Raw genomic sequence first — 19704 nt, 5'->3', positions numbered from 1 at the left:
CATGAATGACTCGAAAATGGGGGTTTCACTCGGGGTTTCTCCGGTGGTGGACCGCGCCCGGTTGTCGATACGTTCGGCACACGCATCGGATCGGCACAGTAAGGGGCTGCCAGTGGTCGGCGTCGAAGTTCTCGAGCGGCAAGATGGTGCGGCTCCCGCCGAGGCGGCCGAGCCTCGCCCGTGGCATCCGCTCACGCGCATCGCGTTCCGGTTCTGCTTCGCCTATTTCGGGTTGTTCTGCCTGTTGTTCGCCCAGATCACCTTCGCGTTCACCGGCATCGTCGCTCAGTGGCTGCCGGAGCGGGCGGTCATGTGGCAGATGGATCTGCTGTCGCCGGCGCTCGAGTGGGTCGGGCGCGAGGTGTTCGGCGTCGATGCGGTGTTGCACGAGGATTCGGGTAGCGGCGACCAGACCGTCATCTGGTTGATGATGTTCTGCATTCTGATGGTCGCGGTGGCGGCGACGCTGATCTGGTCGGTGCTCGACCGGCGCCGCACCGGCTACCCACGGCTGAGTGCCTGGTTCTTCACCGTCATCCGGCTGTGCCTGGCCGGTCAGATGCTGTTCTACGGCATGGCCAAGGCCATCCCGACGCAGATGCCCGAGCCGCCGCTGACCGCACTGCTGCGGCCCTACGGCGATTTCAGCATCACCTCGGTGCTGTGGTTGCAGGTCGGCTCATCGCCGGCCTATCAGGTGCTGCTCGGGATCGCCGAGGTGCTGGCGGGCCTGCTGCTGTTCTGGCCGCGGACCGCCACCCTCGGCGCGATGCTGAGCGTGGTGAGCATGGCGCAGGTGTTCGTGCTGAACATGACCTTCGACGTGCCGGTCAAGATCCTGTCGTTCCATTTGCTGTTGCTGTCGTTGCTGCTGCTCGCACCGCAAGCGCGGCGGCTGGCCGACATCCTGGTCCTGGAGCGGCCCTCGGAGCCCGCGACGCAGCCGCGCCTGTTCGGCAGCGCCAAGGCCAACCGGATCGCCGCCCTGGTTCAGGTATTGATCGGTGTCTGGATGCTGATCGGTGTGGTGGACACGACCTGGCGGGCCTGGGACGAGTTCGGCGGTGGCCGGGAGAAATCACCGCTGTACGGGATCTGGAACGTCAGCGAGTTCAGCACCGCGGGCCAGCCGGTACCGCCCATGCTGACCGATGAGACCCGCTGGCAGCGCGCGGTTTTCGAAGATCCCGGAGTGATGTTCATCCAGGGAATGGACGGTGAGTTGACGCCCGTCTCGGCCACCATCGATACCGGGGCGCACACCCTCACTCTCACCGCGCCGCCGACGCCGGATACGCCGCCGGCGCCGATCGCCACCTTCACCTTCGACCGCCCGGCTCCCGAGCAGTTGCGCTTGACCGGCGAGCTGAACGGCGCCCCGACCAGCATTGTGCTGAACCAGATGGACCTGGAATCTTTCCCGTTGCGCAGCGGCGGATTCCGCTGGGTCCAGGAATACCCCGACTTCCGCTGAGACCCCCGAAGACCTGTGCACCCGACGATGGGGGCACAGGTTTTCCCGGGCGCGGCGCACCCCCGATCTGACATAGCGTGCCAGGGCGACCTCATGTGAGGTGCGGAGTCGGGAAAGGTGAACAGTGGCAACCCTGGTCGAGTCGCAGGCACCGGTGCGAGAACAGGATGACGGTCCCCCGGCCGCGCCCGCGTGGCATCCGGCGACCCGCGTGCTGTTCCGGTTCGTGTTCGTCTATCTCGGGATCGGCACCGCCGCCCAGTGGCTGCTCGCGCAACTGCTGCGCTCGGTCGGCGTTGAGGAAACAGCGGTGCTCACCCTCGGCCGGTGGTGGTCGCTGCCGCCGCTGACCGACTGGTTCGCCGCGCACCTGTTCGGGATCGAGGAACCGCTCGGGTACGCACCGACCGGCAGCGGCGACACCGTCACGCTGTGGGTGGCCGCGTTCAGCTGGCTGGTCGTGGCGGCCGTCGCGACAGCGATCTGGAGCGTGCTCGACCGGCGACGCACCGATTACCGCCGCCTGGACGGCTGGTTCCGGGTGCTGCTGCGGTTCGCGCTGGCCGGGGCATTGATGCTGTACGGGATGGTCAAGGTCATGCCGTCGCAGATGACCTTCGCACTGCACCGGCTGATCGAACCGTTCGGCGATATGACCCCGATGGGTGTGCTGTGGTCGCAGACCGCGGCGTCCGAGCCCTATGAGATCGCGCTCGGCTGCGCGGAGATCGGCGCCGGGCTGCTGCTGATCCTGCCCGCGACGGTCACCGCGGGGGCGCTGCTGTCGACCGTCGCGATGGCGCAGGTGTTCCTGCTCAATATGACCTTCGATGTGCCGGTGAAGTTGTTCAGCTTCCACATGCTGCTGCTTTCGCTGGCGTTGCTCGCTCCCGAAAGCCGGCGTCTGGCAACGGTGTTGTTCTCCGGCCGGGCAGTCGCGCCGTCCACCCCTGCGCCCCTGTTCGGTACCGTGCGAGCGAATCGCTTCGCCACGGCCGCACAGGTGCTGTTGGGCCTGTGGCTGCTGGTGACGACGGCGCTCGAAGGCTGGGATGCCTGGCATGCCTATGGTTCGGCACGACCGCGATCACCGCTGTACGGCATCTGGACGGTCACCGAGTACTCCGTCGCCGGTCAGCCGGTGCCGCCGCTGCTCACCGAGCCGAATCCCTTCGCCGACCCGACCGCCGGCCGGCTGCGCCGCATCGTCTTCGACACCGTCGACGGCGTCCACCTGCAAGGCATGGACGACGCGCTCACCTGGGTGCCCGCAGAAGTGGACCCCGGACAGCGCACCATCACCTTGTTCCGCGACCCCGCCGGCCAGTGGCAGCTCGGCAGATTCACCTATGAGCAACCGGCGCCGGACCGGCTGATCCTCGACGGCACCTTGGGAATTCGGCAGGTGCATATGGTGCTGGACGAGATTCCGCTCGAGCGGTTCGCACTGATCGAACGCGGATTCCACTGGACTCAGCGGGCGCCGCATCTGGAATAGGACGGGGCTCTGCGCGAACAGCGCGCGCAGGCCGGTGCCGCCTTCGCCCCCCGGGACAGCTTCGTGGCGAGCACCGGTGCCGGTGAGCAGCGACCATCTGCGCAACCCGGCGGCTGATGGTCAGTGCCCAACCGCGGGGACGCCGTTCGGCCTCGGCGCGGCTACGCGTCGGGCACCTGTGAACCGTCAGCGGCCGCGGCAATCACCACACCGGCGACGATCCGACGGCTGAACACCAGTCCCCCGGTCCCCGCCAGCAACGCCGCCGCCTCGGCCACGCCGGGGATACCCAGCGCATCCATCGCGTGGGCGGACGGATTCGGTACCTGCACAGCGGCAAGCTCGGCGGGCGTGAACGAATAAAGGGGGACGCCGAATTCGGCGGCGGCGGCCCGAAGCCCCGGCTCGGCCGCACGCCGGTCGACGGTGGCGAGGCAGGCGATCGGGTGTGCGCCGAGCACGGTTCGGACCGCGGCGATGATTCGCTCGGCCGTCGTCCCTGGGCGCAGCCCCAGCCCGACGGCCAGCTCGAGCCGACCAGCAGGTGCGCTGTCACTGGCCCCGCTGCTCCGCTCGGGTAACGGAATCGGTGCGGGCGAATTCGGCGGCGGCACCGATCCGTCGCCGATGTCACGATCCAGTCGGGCTGACGCCGGCGCGGGCGATGCCGGCACCTGCCTCTCGCCGATGCCGCTAGTCGACCCGTGTGACGGCATCGGCGCGGGCGAAATCAGCGGTGGCGGTGACGAATCGGAGGACCGATTCGGGGTTTCCGGCCGGGTGGGTGTGCAGGTAGGAGGCGTGGACCCGGTGCACGACGGCGCCTTCGCGGAGCCGGGCACCGGCGGTGTGCCAGCCCCAGGCCGGTTCGTCGGCCCCGGTGCCGATCAGCCGGGTGCGGTGGAATTCGTGGCCTCGTACGCGTTCGCCGGCGCGCCACAACGGCGAGTCGACCAGGGCGACGGCGTCGCGGTAGCCGAGGGTCAGGCGTGGGCCGAATTCGGCTGTGGCATCGATGACTCCGGCCATGGCATGCCCGTCCAGCGAGCGGGTGAGATACAGCAGTCCCGCACATTCGGCGTGGATCGGCATCCCCCGCTGCGCCGCTGCCGCCACCGCCGCGAGCAGTCGGGTGTTCGCGGCGAGGTCGGCGGCATGCTCTTCCGGGAACCCTCCGGGCAAAACCAACCCCGCCGTGCCCGCGGGAAGTTCGTCGTGCAGCGGGTCGAACACCGCCACGCGTGCGCCCGCCGCGTCTAGCAACTCCCGGTGCTCGGCGTACCCGAACGTGAACGCCGCTCCCCCGGCCATCGCGATCACCGGGCCGTCGCCGGTCATCGCGATCAGCCCGCCGTCACTGGTCGTCGCGATCAGCCGACCGCCGGGTGAGGCGATCGCGCGGTCGGGATCGGCCGGGCTCGCGGTGCCGAACGCTGCCGGTTCCTGGGCGGATCCAGCGACTGCGCGGCTGCTATCTGACCCATCCGCCGCCTCTTCGTGAATCGCAGGACCACGGGACCTCCCGTGCACTGGACCAGAGCTGCGGCCATCGTCGCCGCTCTCGGCGCTCCGGTCGAGCTCGTTCGCTCCTTCGGGGTGAGGCACACGGCGGAATTCGCTTGTCGCCCCGGCATACAGGGCCGCTTCCGGGCTCCACGCCGGACCGGCCGCCGAGGACGCGGCCAGGGCCGCAATCGCGCCCAGATCGACGTGGGCCGCGACCAGATCGGTCATCGCGGACACCGCGGCGGTCGCGGCAGCCCCGTGTTCGACGGCCGGGATCAGCCCGAGGTGGCGGGACGGGACTTCGAGTTCGGCCATGCGCGGCAACGAGCCGAGCACGGGTAGTCCCACCCGATCGCAGGCCGCGCGCAGCACCTGCTCATGGCGTTCGCTGCCGACCCGGTTGAGGATCACCCCGCCGAGCCGGATGGAGCTGTCGTAGGTGGCGAATCCGTGCAGCAGCGCGGCCAGGCTCTGGCTGTGGCCCCTGGCGTCGACCACCAGCACCACGGGCGCGCCGAGCATCGCCGCGACCTGAGCCGTCGACCCCTCGGCCACCGGACTGACGTCGGCGGCGTCGATGCGGCCGTCGAACAGGCCCATCACGCCCTCGACCACCGCGAGATCACATCCGGCCGACCCGTGCCGGTACAGCGGCACCACCCGCTCGGCGCCGCACAGCACCGGGTCCAGGTTGCGTCCAGGACGCCCGGCCGCGAGCCCGTGATAGCCGGGGTCGATGTAGTCGGGGCCGACTTTGAACGGCGCCACCCGATGCCCGGCGCGCCGCAACGCACCGACGAGGCCCGTCGCCACGGTCGTCTTGCCGCTGCCCGAGGCGGGAGCGGCGATCACGATTGCGGGTGCGCTCATCGCGGGCTCCGAGAAGTCGCGCCGACCGCAGCAGCGATATCAGCGGCGGCGGGAACAGCGCCGACACCGGCATCAGGAACCGCGCCGGCACAGGCCCCGGCGGCTGCGGCTGCGGCTCCGGCTGCGGCTCCGGCTCCGGCTCCGGCTCCGGCTCCGGCTCCGGCTCCGGGACGATACCGGTGCTCGAGCCGGATCGGCTCAGCGACGGCGGCGCGTAACTGTGTGGGACGCCGGCGTGGATTGCCGCCCCGATCCTCGCGCCCCCACCGCGCCGAACGGCACCGGCCCCCGCGTCCGGCTCTCACCATTCGATCCCGCGCTGGCCCTTGCGCCCGGCGTCCATCGGGTGCTTGATCTTCGTCATCTCCGTCACCAGGTCGGCGGCCTCGATCAGAGCGGGCGGGGCGTCGCGGCCGGTGATCACGACGTGCTGGTTGCCCGGGCGGTTACGCAGCGTCTCGACCACCTCGTCCACCTCCACCCAGCCCCATTTGAGCGGGTAGGTGAACTCGTCCAGCACGTAGAACCGGTGCTGTTCGGCGGACAGGCGCCGGGCGATCTCCTGCCATCCGGCCAGTGCGGCGGCGGCGTGATCTTCCTCGGTGCCGTGCTTGCGGGTCCAGGACCAGCCCTCACCCATCTTGTGCCATTCCACCGCGCCACCGGCGCCGGTCTCCTCGTGCAGGCGGCCGAGGGTGCGGAAGGCCGCCTCCTCGCCGACCTTCCATTTGGCGCTCTTCACGAACTGGAACACCGCGATATCGAAGCCCTGGTTCCAGGCCCGCAGCGCCATCCCGAACGCGGCGGTGGACTTGCCCTTGCCCGGACCGGTGTGCACGGCGAGCACCGGCTGGTTACGGCGCTGTCGCGTGGTCAGACCGTCGTCGGGAACCGTCTCCGGCACACCCTTGGGCATCGAATCTCCTCACTGATTCCTGTATTTCGCAGTCGCACACGCGTAGCCGGTCAGCTGCGCAGCGTCTGCCAGGCGCATCCCGCTCCGCACCGCTGACTCGGCCTGGTGCGAATCCGATCGCACGCCGGCTCACGACGTCCATGACGGTCGAGCCGCGGCCCTGGGACTGCGCGCCACGTGCTCACGCCGCCCGGATCGCCCCGCCGACTCGCGCGGACTCTCGCACCACCCCGGCCACCGCCTCGCCGGTCAGCTCACCCAGGCGCACGCAGTCACCGCGCAGTTCGCGGGCCAGTTCAGCGGCCAGGCCGAGCCGGATCATGCCGCGCTCGCAATCGACGACCATCGCCGTCACCGCCTCGGCCGCGAGCAACCTTGCCGCGGCACGCGCCCGGAGGACCGGATCGGTGCCGCCGGTGGCGCGACCGTCGGTCAGCAGCACGAGCATCGGGCGGCGGCGCGGATCGCGCACTCGCTCGCGCAACACCACCTCGCGCGCCTTCAGCAGCCCGGCGGCGAGCGGAGTCTTTCCGCCGGTACGCATTCCGGCCAGCCGCCGCACCGCGATATCGACCGATGACGTCGGCGGCAGCACCAGCTCCGCCTCGGCCCCGCGCACGGTGATCACCGCGACCTTGTCCCGCCGCTGATACGCATCGCGCAGCAACGCGACCACCGCGCCGGTCACCGCCGAGAGCCGATCACGCGCCGCCATGGATCCGGAGGCATCGACCACGAAGACCACCAGATTGCCTTCGCGCCCTTCGCGATAGGCGCCGCGCAGATCCTCGGCCGCCAACCTCAGCGGCCCGCCGGCCCGGCCGCGCGCATGCTGATGTGGCGCGGCGGCGAAAACAGTCCCGAGCAGATGCAAACCACCGGTGGTGTCGGTGTCCGGGCGGACCATCCGGCCCTGTCTGGTCTGTGCGCGCGAGCGACGGCCCGGAGCGCCTTCGCCGACGCCGGGCACCTCCCAGCGCGGTGGCTTGGCCGACGTCGTTGCGGGGGTACCGGTGCGGCCCTGCTTCGACTGCCCGCCCTCGCCGCTCTTCGGCGAATCCTGGCCGCCGCCAGGGGGATCCGGCGGGCCCTCGGGATCGTCGTCGGGCTCTTCGGTGTCGGGGGCGTTGCCTGCGGCAGGGTCGTTCTCGGCGGGCGCGTGCTCGGACTCGGGTTCGGTTTCCGGCTCGGGCGCCCGCTCGGCTTCTTCGCCGGCCTCGCGCATGGCCTCGTCGAGCTGGTCGTCGCTGATCCCCGGCTCGTCGAACGGGTCGCGCCTGCGCCGGTGCGGCAGCGCGAGTTCGGCGGCCACCCGCACATCGTCCTCGGTGACGGTGTCACTGCCGCGCCAAGCGGCGTGCGCCGTGGCGGTGCGCGCGACCACCAGATCCGCCCGCATACCGTCGACGTCGAAGGCGGCACACAGGGCCGCGATCCGCCGCAGCTCCACATCATCGAGCGCGACCTCGGGCAGCCGGTCGCGGGCGGTGAGAATGCGCTCGGCGACCTCGCGGTCGGCGGCGGCGTAGCGGGCGGCGAACCCGTCGGGATCGGCCTCGTAGTCCAGGCGGCGGCGTACCACCGCCATCCGCACGTCGACGTCGCGGGAGGCGGCCACGTCGACGGTCAGCCCGAACCGGTCCAGCAGCTGCGGCCGCAGCTCGCCCTCTTCCGGGTTCATGGTGCCGACCAGCACGAAACGCGCGGGATGCGAATGCGAGACGCCGTCGCGTTCGATGTGCACCCGGCCCATGGCGGCGGCGTCGAGCAGCACATCCACGAGGTGGTCATGCAGCAGGTTCACCTCGTCGACGTAGAGCACGCCGTGATGGGCGGCCGCCAGCAGTCCGGGCCGGAAGGCCTGCTCGCCGTCGCGCAGCACCCGTTCCAGGTCGAGCGAGCCGACCACGCGGTCCTCGGTGGCGCCGACCGGCAGTTCCACCAGCCGGGCCGGGCGTGCGCCGGTCTCGTCCACGACCGGCGGCAGCAGCTGGGCCAGCGCCCGCACCACCGTCGATTTGGCGGTGCCCTTCTCGCCGCGCACCAGCACTCCGCCGATGCCGGGGTGCACCGCGCACAGGATCAGCGCCAGTTGCAGCCGTTCCTGCCCGACGACCGCGGAGAACGGGAACCCGGCCTCGTCACCGTTACCGGTTCCGCTCTGCGGGCGGCCTGCGGCGGACGACGACTCTGCGGTTTCGACATGCGACACGGACACACATCGACTCTAGGCGGGCCGACCGGCCGGTCCGACGCCGACCTCCGGAACCGCCGCACGCCTGTCGATGCCCCGGCACGGTGATCGGGGCATGGCTTTCGCTGTCCCGATCTGCGCCGGTGCCGACTCGCGTTCGCGAACTGATCGATACCGGCGCAGACGATCGGGCGTCAGCCCTTGCGCATGGGAACGTGCGGGACCCCGTCGTCGACGAACTCCTCGCCGTCGACCTCGAACCCGTGCTTGCTGTACAGGTCGATCAAATAGGTCTGCGCGTTGATGCGCACGGTGTCCGAACCCACTTCGGCCAGCGCGGCTTGCAACAGCCGGGTCGTGTAGCCGTGCCCGCGGGCGGGGACCGCGGTGCACAGCCGTCCGATGCGGAAGGACTTCACGCCGTCGTGGTGCTCTTCGAGCAGCCGAAGGGTCGCGATGACCTCGCCTTCGTCATCGAGCCAGAAGTGGCGCGTTTCCGGTAGCAGGTCGAGTCCGTCCAGCTCCGGGTACGCGCATTTCTGTTCTACGACAAAGACTTCGACGCGAAGTTTCAACAGCTGGTACAGGGTGGCGGTATCGAGATCCTGTGCCCATGACCGTTTGAGAGCAACCGTTGACATCATCGCGTCTTGCTATCACACCTACGCCGTCGGCGCGACCCCCACGGTCCCCGGCGTGGCGGTGGAATCGAGCTGCAGGGCCTTGGAGGTCCAGTCCCAGACCTCCTGGAACAGCGCCTGGTTCTCCGACAGCTTCACCCCGAGCGAGGGCACCATTTCCTTCAGCTTCGGCGTCCAGTCGGCGTACTCGCGGGGGAAGCAGCGCTGCAGCACATCGAGCATCGCGGTGACACAGGTCGAGGCGCCGGGCGAGGCGCCGAGCAGACCGGCGATGGTGCCGTCCTGGGCCGCGATGACGGCGGTGCCCAGTTCGAGCACGCCGCCGATGCCCTTGCGGCGAATGATCTGCACGCGCTGACCGGCGGTGATGATCTCCCAGTCCTTGGCCTCGGCGCGGGGGATGAACTCCTCCATGGTGTAGACCTTGCCCGCCTCCGACTTCAGCAGCTCGGACACCAGGTACTTCACCAGGCCCAGTTCGGTGACGCCGACGCCGAGCATGGGGGCGATATTGCCCGGGCGGATCGACTTGAACAGGTCGGTGTACTTGCCGTCCTTGAGGAACATCGGGGTCCAGCCGGCGTACGGGCCGAACAGCAGGCCGGGCTTGCCGTTGATGACGCGGGTGTCCAGGTGCGGCACCGACATCGGCGGGGCGCCGACCGCGGCCTTGCCGTAGACCTTGGCGTCGTGGCGGGCGATCAGCTCGGGGTTGGTGCAGCGCAGGAACTGACCGCTGACCGGGAAGCCGGCGAAGCCCTTGATCTCCTTGATGCCCGACTTCTGCAGCAGCGGCAGCGCACCGCCACCGGCGCCGACGAAGACGAACTTCGACACCACGGTGCGGGACTTGCCGGTGCGCAGGTTGCGCACCTTGACCCGCCAGGTGCCGTCGGACTGCTTGCTGAGGTCGCGCACCTCGTGGCCGAAGGCGATATCGGCGCCGGCGGAGCCGATGTAGGCCAGCAGCTGCTTGGTCAGCGAGCCGAAGTCGATATCGGTGCCGCCATTGGTCCAGTTCAGCGCGATCGGTTCGGAGAAGTCGCGGCCACGCGCCATCAGCGGCAGGCGGCGGGAGAACTCGTCGGGGCTGTCGATGAACTCCATGCCCGCGAACAGCGGATGCGGGGCCAGCGCCTCGTAGCGCTTGCGCAGGTACTGCACATCGTCGGCGCCGTGGGTGAAGCTGACGTGCGGGATCGGGTTGATGAACTGCGACGGATCGCCGAGCACACCGTTCTCCACGGCGTAGGCCCAGAACTGGCGCGAAACCTGGAACCGCTCGTTGATGTCGACGGCCTTGCTCACGTCGACCGAGCCGTCCGGCTTCTGCGGGCTGTAGTTGAGTTCACACAGCGCCGAGTGGCCGGTGCCCGCGTTGTTCCAGGGGTCGCTGCTCTCGGCCGCGGCGGCGTCGAGGCGCTCGAACACCGTGATCGACCAGTCCGGCTGCAGCTGACGAAGCAGCGCACCCAGGGTGGCGCTCATGATGCCGGCACCGATGAGTACTACATCGGTCTTTTCAGTCAGGTCAGCGTTCGGCACGGGTAGATCGACTTCCTTGTCCTGGTGCGCGGCCCCACCGGCTGAGGTGGCTCCGCCTGGGCACGGGCACTATGCGGTTGTAACGACATCCCGTGTCGTCACCGACACGGGCGTCGGCGGGATGTAGGTTACCCGCCGTTCACCTACCGCCAATTGTGCACCTCACCACCGCGCAGACCAGCAACGAACCCGGCGAATGTGACAAAGATTCCTCCCGGCGCGTCGCTGCGCCCGGTCGGCGGGGCGGCCGCTCGCCCGCGATCGCGGTGTCGCTTAGATTGAGGTGGTGACGAACGAGACCTCGGTCGATTCCCGCACCGGCACCCGGACCGCCGACTGGCAGCCCGATATCCTCGGCGCCGATTACGAGCAGCGCACCCTCGACTTCGGTGCCGACCCCGACGGTGAGGGCCGGGCCGTCGCCACCCTGGTGCGCCACGTCCCCGCCGGTGGCGACGCCGCGGCGAGTACCGAGAGCGCGGTGCTCTACGTCCACGGGTTCACCGACTACTTCTTCCAGCGGCATCTGGCCGAGCATTTCGCCGACCGCGGGCACCAGTTCTATGCCCTCGACCTGCGCAAGTGCGGCCGGTCGCTGCGCGAGGGGCAGACGCCGCACTATGTCAGCGATCTGGCGCTCTACGACGCCGAACTCGACGAGGCATTGCGCATCATCCGCGCCGAGACCGGTAAGGAAGTGCTGCTGGTGGCCCACTCGACCGGTGGGCTGGTCGTGCCGCTGTGGCTGGACCGGTTGAACCGGGCCGGTGGCACGGCGGCCGCCGGGATCACCGGGCTGGTGCTCAACAGTCCCTGGTTCGATTTGCAGGGCCCGTCCTACTACCGCACGGTCGGCACCCCGATCATCCACGCGCTCGGCCGTTTCCGGTCCCGCGACGAGCTGCCGCTGGCCAAGACCGACGCCTACGGCGCCAGCCTGCACCACACCGCGTCCGGCGAGTGGGACTACAACCTCGATTGGAAGCCGCTGCACGGTTTCCCGGTGCGCTTCGGCTGGTTGCGTGCCATCCGCCGCGGACACGCGCAACTGCACGCCGGTCTCGATATCGGGGTGCCGTCGCTGCTGCTGCGGTCCCGGTTGACGAAGTTCGCCCGCAAGTACGGCCCGGCCGTGGACGTGGCCGACGCGGTGCTCGATGTCAGGCAGATCCAGCGCTGGGCCGGCTGCCTGGGTGATCGCACCTCGATCGTGCCGATCGACGGCGCGCGCCACGATGTGTTCCTGTCCTCGGCGCAGCCGCTGGCCAAGGCATTCGAGGAACTCGATGCCTGGCTGGACTGGCTGACGAGCTACCGGCGCAGCCTGGCCGCCTCACCAGAGGCTGGTGCGTAGCACGATCTCGGTGGCCAGCTCGTGGTCGGCTTCGAGGGCGACATTGTCGACATCGAGGGCGACCACCCGGTACTCGCCGTAGACGTAGCGGCCCGAGGTGTCGGCCACCGACCGCGGCAGCGACTTGGTGACCAGCACCGTGGTGGGCAGTTCGACCGCACGGCACTCCGGGTCCAGCACCGCGCCGTCGGCGTCCGGCACGGCGGGATGGCCGCGGTCGGCGACGACCAGGCTGATGAACCGGCCGAATCCGGTGGCGCACACCTGCCAGGCGACGCTGGCGCCCGCACCGCGCCCCGCGACGTTCACCCAGGGCACGCCGAGCTCGTCCAGGATGGCGTAGACGCCGGTGGTGTCGAGCCGATCGATCGTCTCCACCGCGATGGTGCGCAGATCGGAATTGTGCAGCCGCGCGCACACCCGGTCGAAGACATCGGGCGGGTCCCCGGCGTCGGGCAACAGCAGGACGCTGTGCTGAGTTTCCGGGCCGTCGACCCGTACCGTCCATTCCCGGTCGCCGACCGCAATCCGCCGAGACTTCATGCCGAAGGACGCTACACCGCGGGCGCGAACCGTAGGGAGTTGTCAGCTGAAACCGCTGGTCCGGGCGGGTTTCAGGAGATGAGCGCGCACCGGCGGTCCCGTGCGCGGGCGCGAGGTCAGCCAGTCCGATCGACGGCCAGCCGCGGCTGCCGGATCAGCGCACGGCGCCGACCGGCTCGCGCACGGGTGCCGACTGGGTCGCGCACGGGTACCGACCGGATCAGCGCCCGGTACCGACCGCGTCGATCCTGGTAGCCGCGACGGTCAGCAGGTCCGCCGGTGCTCCGGTCGCGATCAAACGCTCGAGCGCGTCCGGGTCGAGATGCCGCTCCACCAGATCGGCGAGCAGATCCAGTTGCGCGAGCCGCACGGCGGCGACCGAGGTGTCGGGCGCGACCCGGAATCCGGTGCGGCCGGCGCGGGCGGCGACCTCGGTGAGCCAGGACCGGCGGAAGGCGTCGGATTCCATCAGTCCGTGCACGTGGGTGCCCCACACGGCGTCTCGGACACTGCCTTCCGGTGTTCCCGGCCGCAGACCATCCGCGTCGGCGAGACGGATACCCGCGGCGCCGGACCCGCCCGCTGCGGCGCGCGGTTCCGGTGTCCCCGCGTCACTCGGGGCAGGTTCGGCAGCCTGTCGCGGCCCCGGCCCGTGGCCGTCCTCCGGCAGCAACCGCAGCCAGTGATGTTCGCCGTTGCGCCGGACCCGCCCGTGATGGATCTCGTAGCCGTGCACCGCGATTCCGGCCGATTCGCCCGCCACCTGCCGCAGCACCTTCGGTTCGCCGAATTCCACCTGGAGGTCGAGCAGCCCGAGCCCGTCGACCGTCCCGGCCCTCGACTCCACGTCGTCCACGATGCGCGTGCCGAGCATCTGATAGCCCCCGCAGATGCCGAGGATCGGCCCGCCCGCCGCAGCCCGCTCACGCAGCGCGTCGGCCAATCCGGTGCGGCGCAGCCAGCGCAGATCGTCCACGGTCGACTTGCTGCCCGGCAGCACCACCAGGTCGGCGCCGGTCAATCGCGACGGCTCGCTCACCCACCGCACGGAGACGCCCGGCTCGCAGGCCAGGGCCTCCACGTCGGTGGAGTTGGAGATGCGCGGCAACCGGATGGCGGCGACGGTCAGCCATTCGCTGCCGATGGGCGGGCGCGGACGCCCGACCGGGGCGTCGGCGACGGTGCCGAGCGAGTCCTCGGCGTCGATCCACAGCTCGTCGCTGTAGGGGATGACGCCGAGCGTCGGGCGGCCGGTGAGCGCGGTCAGCTGATCCAGTCCCGGGCGCAGCAGCTCGACGTCGCCGCGGAACTTGTTGATCACGAACCCCGAGATCAGCTGCTGGTCTTCCGGTTCCAGGATCGCCAGCGTGCCGAACAGGTGCGCCAGCACCCCACCGCGGTCGATATCGCCGACCACCAGCACCGGCAGCCCGGCCGCACGCGCGAGTCCCATATTCGCCAGATCGGTCGCGCGCAGGTTGATTTCGGCGGGTGAGCCCGCACCCTCGCAGATCACCACGTCGAATTCGGCTTTCAGCGCGGCGAGTTCGTCGGCGACGACGCCACGCAGCCACTGCCGATGCCGGAAATAGTCGCCCGCGCCGACGGTATCGACGGCCTGTCCGCGCACCACCAGTTGGGAGCGCCGGTCGCTGCCCGGCTTGAGCAGGACCGGATTGAACCGCACGCTCGGCTCGAGCCCGCAGGCCCGCGCCTGCAAGGCCTGGGCGCGCCCGATCTCTCCGCCGTCGAGGGTGACGACCGAGTTGTTCGACATGTTCTGCGCCTTGAACGGCGCCACCCGCACCCCGCGCCGGGCCAGCATCCGGCAGATACCGGCCACCAGCACGCTCTTACCCGCGTCCGAGGTGGTGCCCGCGACCAGCAGCGCGCCCTTCACGGCCGGCCCGCTCACGTTCGCGGCCGCCTGTGCGCGGCGGGCACCGCACGCACGGCCGACCCCGATCCGCGCGCGGCGGAACTCGCGCCGACCGCCGCGTTCACGGCAGGGTCAGGATTTCCGCGCCGGCATCGGTGACGACGAGAGTGTGCTCGAACTGCGCGGTCCACTTGCGGTCCTTGGTGACCACGGTCCAGCCGTCGTCCCAGATCTCGTAGTCGATGCCGCCGAGGTTGATCATCGGCTCGATGGTGAAGGTCATGCCCGGCTCGATCACCGAATCCACCGCGGGCTGGTCGTAGTGCAGGATCACCAGGCCGCTGTGGAAGGTGGGACCGACGCCGTGGCCGGTGAAGTCGCGGACCACGCCGTAGCCGAAGCGGTTGGCGTAGGACTCGATGACGCGGCCGATGACATTGAGCGCACGCCCGGGCCGCACCGCCTTGATGGCGCGCATGGTGGCCTCTTCGGTGCGCTCGACCAGCAGCCGCACCTCCTCGTCGACATCGCCGGCGAGGAAGGTCTTGTTGGTGTCGCCGTGTACGCCGTCGATGTAGGCGGTGACGTCGATATTGACGATGTCACCGTCCTCGATGACGGTCGAGTCCGGGATGCCGTGGCAGATGACCTCGTTCAGCGAGGTGCAGCAGGATTTCGGGAAACCCTTGTAGCCCAGCGTCGACGGGTAGGCGCCGTGATCGCACAGGTACTCGTGCACGATCCGGTCCAGCTCATCGGTGGTCACGCCGGGCGCGACGGCCTTACCGGCCTCCTCCAGCGCCCGCGCCGCGATCCGGCCGGCGACCCGCATCTTCTCGATCGTCTCCGGCGTCTGCACCCACGGCTCGTGGCCTTCGTTGACGGTCTTCTTCCACGCGTATTCCGGGCGCTCGATGGCGCGCGGAACCTCCCGGATCGGCGATTGCGTACCGGGAACTAGCGGCTGACGGGTGCGCACGGACATGGGTCCACCCTAGCGGCCCGCACTGCCGGCGGGCCGTCGCCCACCCGCGCTCGACCTCGTCCCCTGGTGGATCGTGCCACCGCTACCGGTACTGCTCGCACCGCCCGAGCGGCAGGGCGCGGCGAACGTCGTCCTGCTCGGGCGGCCAGCTGAGCAGCGAGCGTTCCTCGGCGATGGTGGCGAGCAGTTCGGCCCCGGCGAGCACCGACTCCACCCCGGCGACGCCATGGGGCTGGTGCGCGGCAAGCGCCGCGCACAGCCCTTCGGTGCCCATGCGCACCACGGCCGCGGGGAACATCTTCCGCACCGCCGCGACCATCCCGAATCCGCCGCAACGGCCGGAGATTCCGGTCCACACGACCGTGCGGGCCGGTCCGTCGATCCGCCCGGCGCACGCGATCCCGACTGCGGTGACCTCGTCGTCGCCGGCGACATCGAGCAGCAGCTCGCGGCAGGACCACCACGCCGGCGTCGCGGGTAGCGGCTTGTAGCGGATGGCGTGGACGCCTCCGGCGCGCACCCGGCCCGCCGCGAGAACGTCCGGGCCGATCGCCAGCGCCAGCACCGTCATGATTCGGCCTCCAGGGCAGCGAGGCCCGCCACGAACCAGTGGTGGGCCACCGGCGACGCCGCAACGATCATCCGAGCAGGTGGGCGGCGAGGAAGGCGCGTGCCGCGCCCGCGGCCCGGTCGAATTGTTCGCCGTAGACCGAGAAGTGACCGCCCGGAATGAGTTCCAGCTGTTTGGGTTCGAGCGCTTCCTGGTAGCGAGCCAGCGCGATATCGGTCGGTGTGAGGGTGTCGCGATCGGCGACGATCATGAGCAACGGAGTAGGCGATACCCGTCGGATGAACGCTTCCGGAGCATAGGACTGGAACTTGTCGACGCTGGACAGCGTCACCTCATTGCGCCAGGTGGCGACGCGCGGGCCGTTGTCCATCAGCCACTGGTACACCTCGAGGCCGGGCATGGCGACCATCTCGGTGGGGTCGTCGGAGGCCGCCTTGATCGTCTGATGCGGTTTACCGGCCGCGACGGCGAGGCGGTCCGCGGCGATGGCCTCGTGCAGGACCGGGATCATGTGCGGCGGCACGAGGCGGCTGAAGGTGGACCAGCCATCGGTCAGCGGCACCTGGGAGACCACGGCGCGCACCCGCCGGTCGGTGGCGGCGACGACCAGCACATGAGCGCCGGCGTAGCTGGTGCCCCACACCGCGATCCGATCCGGGTCGATACCGTCGAGGTTCTGCGCGAAGGTGATCGCGTCGCGGTATCCGTCGATCTGGGCCTGCGGGTCCACCTCGTATCTGGGCGCGCCGTCCGACGTCCCGAAGCCGGGATGGTCGTACACCAGGCATGCCAGGCCCGCGGCGGCCAGGACCTCGGCGAACGGCGCCACCCATTCCTTGACACCGGCGAACCCATGCGTCATGACCACCAGTGGTGCGCCGGTCGGCGGGCTGGTCTGCGGCCGGTACAACCAGCCGCGCAGGGTCACGCCATTGCTGAGGAATTCGGTATCGACCCGCATCACGCCTCCAAATAAATTACGTGTCGTAACGTAATTGAGAGTAGAGGCAGGAAAATGTGGCGTCAACCACATCGACGGATCAGTTACGCCCACCCCGGTAGCCGAGCGCATCCAACGCGGATCGGACGGTCAGCCGCACCAGCTCGTCATCGATCGGGCCGAGCGATGGCACCAGCGCCCGCATCAACATCGGACCGGTGATCAGATCGCAGATCCATTCCGGGTCCACGCCCGGCGCGATCTCCCCGCGGGCAACCGCGCGTTCCAGAATCGAGGCGGTGGAGACGCGGCGAGGAGTGAGGAACTGCTCCTGGAAACGACGGGCCGCCTCGGGATTGCTCGCCAGATCGGCCAGCAACCCGGGCAGCGCCTTGCACAGCACCGGTTCGGTGAACAGGTCCCGTTGATGCCGCTGGATCGCCAGCAATTCCGCTTCGAGGCCACCGAGATCCAGCCCGCCCGGCTGCAAACCGAAGCGATCGATCAGCACGGCCATGACGAGCTCGGCACGGTCGGCGTAGCGGCGATACAGGGCCGGTCGGCTCGTCTCCGCCTCGTCAGCGACCGCCTGAAGCGACAACGCGGCATAGCCACGCTCGACAACCAACCGTGCGGCGGCCTCGAGCAATGCCGCATCCACATCACGATCGCGGGGGCGGCCCACTCGAGGCGAGGTCGTTCCTGGCATATCTGCACGGTACCGATTCATCCTGCGAACTCCCGCGCTCGATCAGCGCGCCGGAGGTAGCGGCTCCCGACCAGCGCGGCGCCGGACATCACCGCTCCAGTCGCGCCTCGAACGCGATGCGGTCACCGCGATACAGCGACCGCACCCGCTCGATGGGCCGCCCCTGCGGATCCACGCTGCGCCGGTTGAGCAGGATCAGCGGCAGCGCGGTGCTGCATTCGAGCAGGGCGGCCTCACGGGGGGAGGCGGGCACGGTTTCGATGCGCTCGGTGGCGGCGGCGAATTCCACGCCCGCGGCGCGGATGGCCGCGTACAGCGACGTGGTCGGGTCATAGCTGCCGCGCAAGCCGGCGAAGCGGTCCAGCGGCAGATAGGTGCTTTCCAGGCCGATGCGTTCACCGTCGGCCAGCAGCACCCGTTCCAGATGCATCACCTCGGTGCCGGGCTCGAGGCCGAGGTCGCGGGCGGTATCGGCGTCGGCGGGCACGTCGCGCCAGTCGACCACCAAGCGCCCCGGTACCCGCCCCAGGCTCAGCGCCGCCTCGGTGTAGGACTGTAAGGCCAACGGCTGCACCATCTTCGGCCGCGACACCACCGTGCCCCGGCCCTGCCGTCGAATGCGGCCCTCCACCAGCAGATCGCGCAGCGCTTGGCGCACCGTCTCGCGCGCGACCTCGAACCGGGTGGCGAGTTCACGCTCCGAGGGCACCGGATCGCCGACATCGAGGTCGTCGAGGATCCGCTCGATCTCGGTGCGCACCTGGTAGGCCTTGCCGACGACCTTGGGCATCGCCGTCGGAAAAGCCTTGGGCCACCGGGAATCCACGCCTGCCACATCCGTCGTGTCCATGCCCTCAGCGTACCCGCAATTGGTCTATACCAATTGTTAACCCAGCGTTCGCCCGACCCACACCCATCGGTCTAGACCAATGTGCACGATGGGCTCATGCGATTGGTCATCATCGGCGGCGGCATCCTCGGCACCGCGCACGCCCTTGCCGCGATCGGGCGCGGCCACCAGGTCGTGCAGCTGGAGCGCGAACCCGAGGCCCGCGGCGCCACGGTACGCAACTTCGGCCTGGTCTGGGTCTCCGGGCGCTCGGAAGCGGAGCTCGAGCTGACGCTGCGGTCGCGGCAACTGTGGGAAGAGATCGGCGGCCGGGTTCCCGGTGTCGGCTTCCGGCCGTCCGGTTCGCTGACCCTGGTGCGCACGCCCGCCGAACTGGCCGTGGCCGAGGCCGCCGCCGCGGGCCCGACCGCCGGGCAGCGCGGTTTCGAACTGCTCGAGCCCGAGCAGGTGCGTGCGCTCAATCCCGCGCTGCGCGGCAAGTTCCTTGCCGGACTGCATTGTTCGGCCGACGCGGCGGTGGAGTCGCGCCAAGCGCTGCCCGCGATGCGCGCCTATATGGAAGCCACGGGCCGCTATACCTTCCACGCAGCCACCGAGGCCAGGACCGTCGAGAACACCGCGGGCGGCGCGATCGTGCGCGACGACCAGGGCCGGACGTTCGAGGCCGATCTGGCGCTGGTGTGCGCCGGTGCCGCCCACACCGGCCTGACCCGTGATCTCGCCGGTGAGCTGCCGGTGCGCCGGGTGCGTTTGCAGATGATGCAGACCGCGCCGCTGGGCGAGGCGCTCACCACCGCCATCGCCGACGGCGACAGTTTCCGCTACTACCCCGGTTTCGCCGGTCCGCAGGTCGAGGCACTCGAACGCGAGCAGTCCCAAACCGCCACGGCCGCCGAGCACAAGATGCAGTTGCTGTGTGTGCAGCGCCTGCACGGCGGCCTGACCATCGGCGACACCCACGAGTACACCGAACCGTTCCCCTTCGATGTCGACGAGGCGCCCTACGAGCACCTCACCGCCGTCACCGAGGAATTGCTCGGCCGCAAGCTGCCGCCGATCGTGCGCCGCTGGGCCGGGGTGTACAGCCAGAGCGTCGACCCGGACGCGATCGTCACCCGCGCCCGCGCCGACCAGCACATCTGGGTGGTGACCGGGCCCGGCGGGCGCGGCATGACCCTCGGACCCGCGCTCGGCGAAGAGACCGCCGACCTGCTGAACCTGTGAGGATC

17 protein-coding genes are annotated in these 19704 nt (G+C 69.9%); 4 read left to right on the top strand and 13 right to left on the bottom strand.

The features are described from left to right. The first annotated feature begins 112 nt into the window (after window positions 1–112). The gene (locus FEK34_RS08235; RefSeq protein ID WP_138447244.1) at window positions 113–1474 is read left to right on the top strand and encodes a DoxX family protein; all 1362 of its coding nucleotides are present in this window, start codon (window positions 113–115) and stop codon (window positions 1472–1474) included. A 124-nt stretch (window positions 1475–1598) separates the two neighbouring features. Further along, window positions 1599–2972 carry a DoxX family protein gene (locus FEK34_RS08230; RefSeq protein ID WP_249358866.1) on the top strand — a complete coding sequence of 458 codons (1374 nt, stop codon included), beginning with the start codon at window positions 1599–1601 and terminating at the stop codon, window positions 2970–2972. A 161-nt stretch (window positions 2973–3133) separates the two neighbouring features. Here FEK34_RS08230 and FEK34_RS08225 read toward each other — a convergent pair whose 3' ends face one another. The 6 genes from FEK34_RS08225 to mqo form a co-directional block, all read right to left on the bottom strand. Next, a complete protein-coding gene (locus tag FEK34_RS08225) occupies window positions 3134–3586 on the bottom strand; it encodes a cobalamin biosynthesis protein (RefSeq protein ID WP_249358865.1) in 453 nt (150 codons plus the stop codon). Window positions 3587–3665: 79 nt separating this feature from the next. Further along, window positions 3666–5348, bottom strand: a complete 1683-nt coding sequence (locus tag FEK34_RS08220; protein WP_138447242.1) for a cobyrinate a,c-diamide synthase — start codon at window positions 5346–5348, stop codon at window positions 3666–3668. 301 nt (window positions 5349–5649) lie between these two features. Continuing rightward, window positions 5650–6264 (bottom strand): cob(I)yrinic acid a,c-diamide adenosyltransferase, encoded by a 615-nt coding sequence (cobO, locus tag FEK34_RS08210; protein ID WP_138447241.1) that lies wholly within the window; start codon window positions 6262–6264, stop codon window positions 5650–5652. Between the two features lie 181 nt (window positions 6265–6445). After that, window positions 6446–8362, bottom strand: coding sequence for a magnesium chelatase subunit D family protein (locus FEK34_RS08205; RefSeq protein WP_249358928.1), 1917 nt, complete (start codon window positions 8360–8362; stop codon window positions 6446–6448). A 290-nt stretch (window positions 8363–8652) separates the two neighbouring features. Continuing rightward, window positions 8653–9102, bottom strand: coding sequence for a GNAT family N-acetyltransferase (locus FEK34_RS08200; protein WP_138447240.1), 450 nt, complete (start codon window positions 9100–9102; stop codon window positions 8653–8655). Between the two features lie 18 nt (window positions 9103–9120). After that, entirely contained in the window at window positions 9121–10644 is a 1524-nt protein-coding gene (mqo, locus tag FEK34_RS08195; protein ID WP_138447239.1) for a malate dehydrogenase (quinone), read from the bottom strand. A gap of 286 nt (window positions 10645–10930) precedes the next feature. Here mqo and FEK34_RS08190 point away from each other — a divergent pair, with 286 nt between their 5' ends. Then, complete coding sequence (locus FEK34_RS08190) at window positions 10931–11998, top strand: alpha/beta hydrolase (RefSeq protein ID WP_432760937.1); 1068 nt, start codon at window positions 10931–10933, stop codon at window positions 11996–11998. Here the strand turns inward: FEK34_RS08190 and FEK34_RS08185 are convergent. The 7 genes from FEK34_RS08185 to FEK34_RS08155 form a co-directional block, all read right to left on the bottom strand. After that, a complete protein-coding gene (locus FEK34_RS08185) occupies window positions 11978–12541 on the bottom strand; it encodes an alpha/beta hydrolase (RefSeq protein WP_138447237.1) in 564 nt (187 codons plus the stop codon). The genes FEK34_RS08190 and FEK34_RS08185 overlap by 21 nt on opposite strands. A gap of 220 nt (window positions 12542–12761) precedes the next feature. Beyond that, on the bottom strand, window positions 12762–14456 hold the full coding sequence (locus FEK34_RS08180) for a cobyric acid synthase (protein WP_432760936.1): 1695 nt from the start codon (window positions 14454–14456) through the stop codon (window positions 12762–12764). Between the two features lie 85 nt (window positions 14457–14541). After that, window positions 14542–15405, bottom strand: coding sequence for a type I methionyl aminopeptidase (gene map / locus FEK34_RS08175; RefSeq protein WP_138447236.1), 864 nt, complete (start codon window positions 15403–15405; stop codon window positions 14542–14544). An 82-nt stretch (window positions 15406–15487) separates the two neighbouring features. Then, window positions 15488–15976, bottom strand: a complete 489-nt coding sequence (locus FEK34_RS08170) for a hypothetical protein (RefSeq protein WP_138447235.1) — start codon at window positions 15974–15976, stop codon at window positions 15488–15490. Window positions 15977–16043: 67 nt separating this feature from the next. Next, window positions 16044–16937 (bottom strand): alpha/beta hydrolase, encoded by an 894-nt coding sequence (locus tag FEK34_RS08165; protein ID WP_138447234.1) that lies wholly within the window; start codon window positions 16935–16937, stop codon window positions 16044–16046. A 79-nt stretch (window positions 16938–17016) separates the two neighbouring features. After that, window positions 17017–17625 carry a TetR/AcrR family transcriptional regulator gene (locus FEK34_RS08160; RefSeq protein ID WP_171048088.1) on the bottom strand — a complete coding sequence of 203 codons (609 nt, stop codon included), beginning with the start codon at window positions 17623–17625 and terminating at the stop codon, window positions 17017–17019. Between the two features lie 88 nt (window positions 17626–17713). Then, the gene (locus FEK34_RS08155) at window positions 17714–18415 is read right to left on the bottom strand and encodes a GntR family transcriptional regulator (protein WP_138447535.1); all 702 of its coding nucleotides are present in this window, start codon (window positions 18413–18415) and stop codon (window positions 17714–17716) included. A gap of 156 nt (window positions 18416–18571) precedes the next feature. Here FEK34_RS08155 and FEK34_RS08150 point away from each other — a divergent pair, with 156 nt between their 5' ends. Next, window positions 18572–19699, top strand: a complete 1128-nt coding sequence (locus FEK34_RS08150) for a TIGR03364 family FAD-dependent oxidoreductase (protein WP_138447232.1) — start codon at window positions 18572–18574, stop codon at window positions 19697–19699. The last annotated feature ends 5 nt before the right edge of the window (window positions 19700–19704 follow it).

The organism is Nocardia cyriacigeorgica, from assembly GCF_005863245.1.
Taxonomy (GTDB): Bacteria; Actinomycetota; Actinomycetes; order Mycobacteriales; family Mycobacteriaceae; genus Nocardia; species Nocardia cyriacigeorgica_C.
Note: the sequence above shows the minus strand (reverse complement) of the source record. Positions and strands in the feature narration are given on the sequence as shown.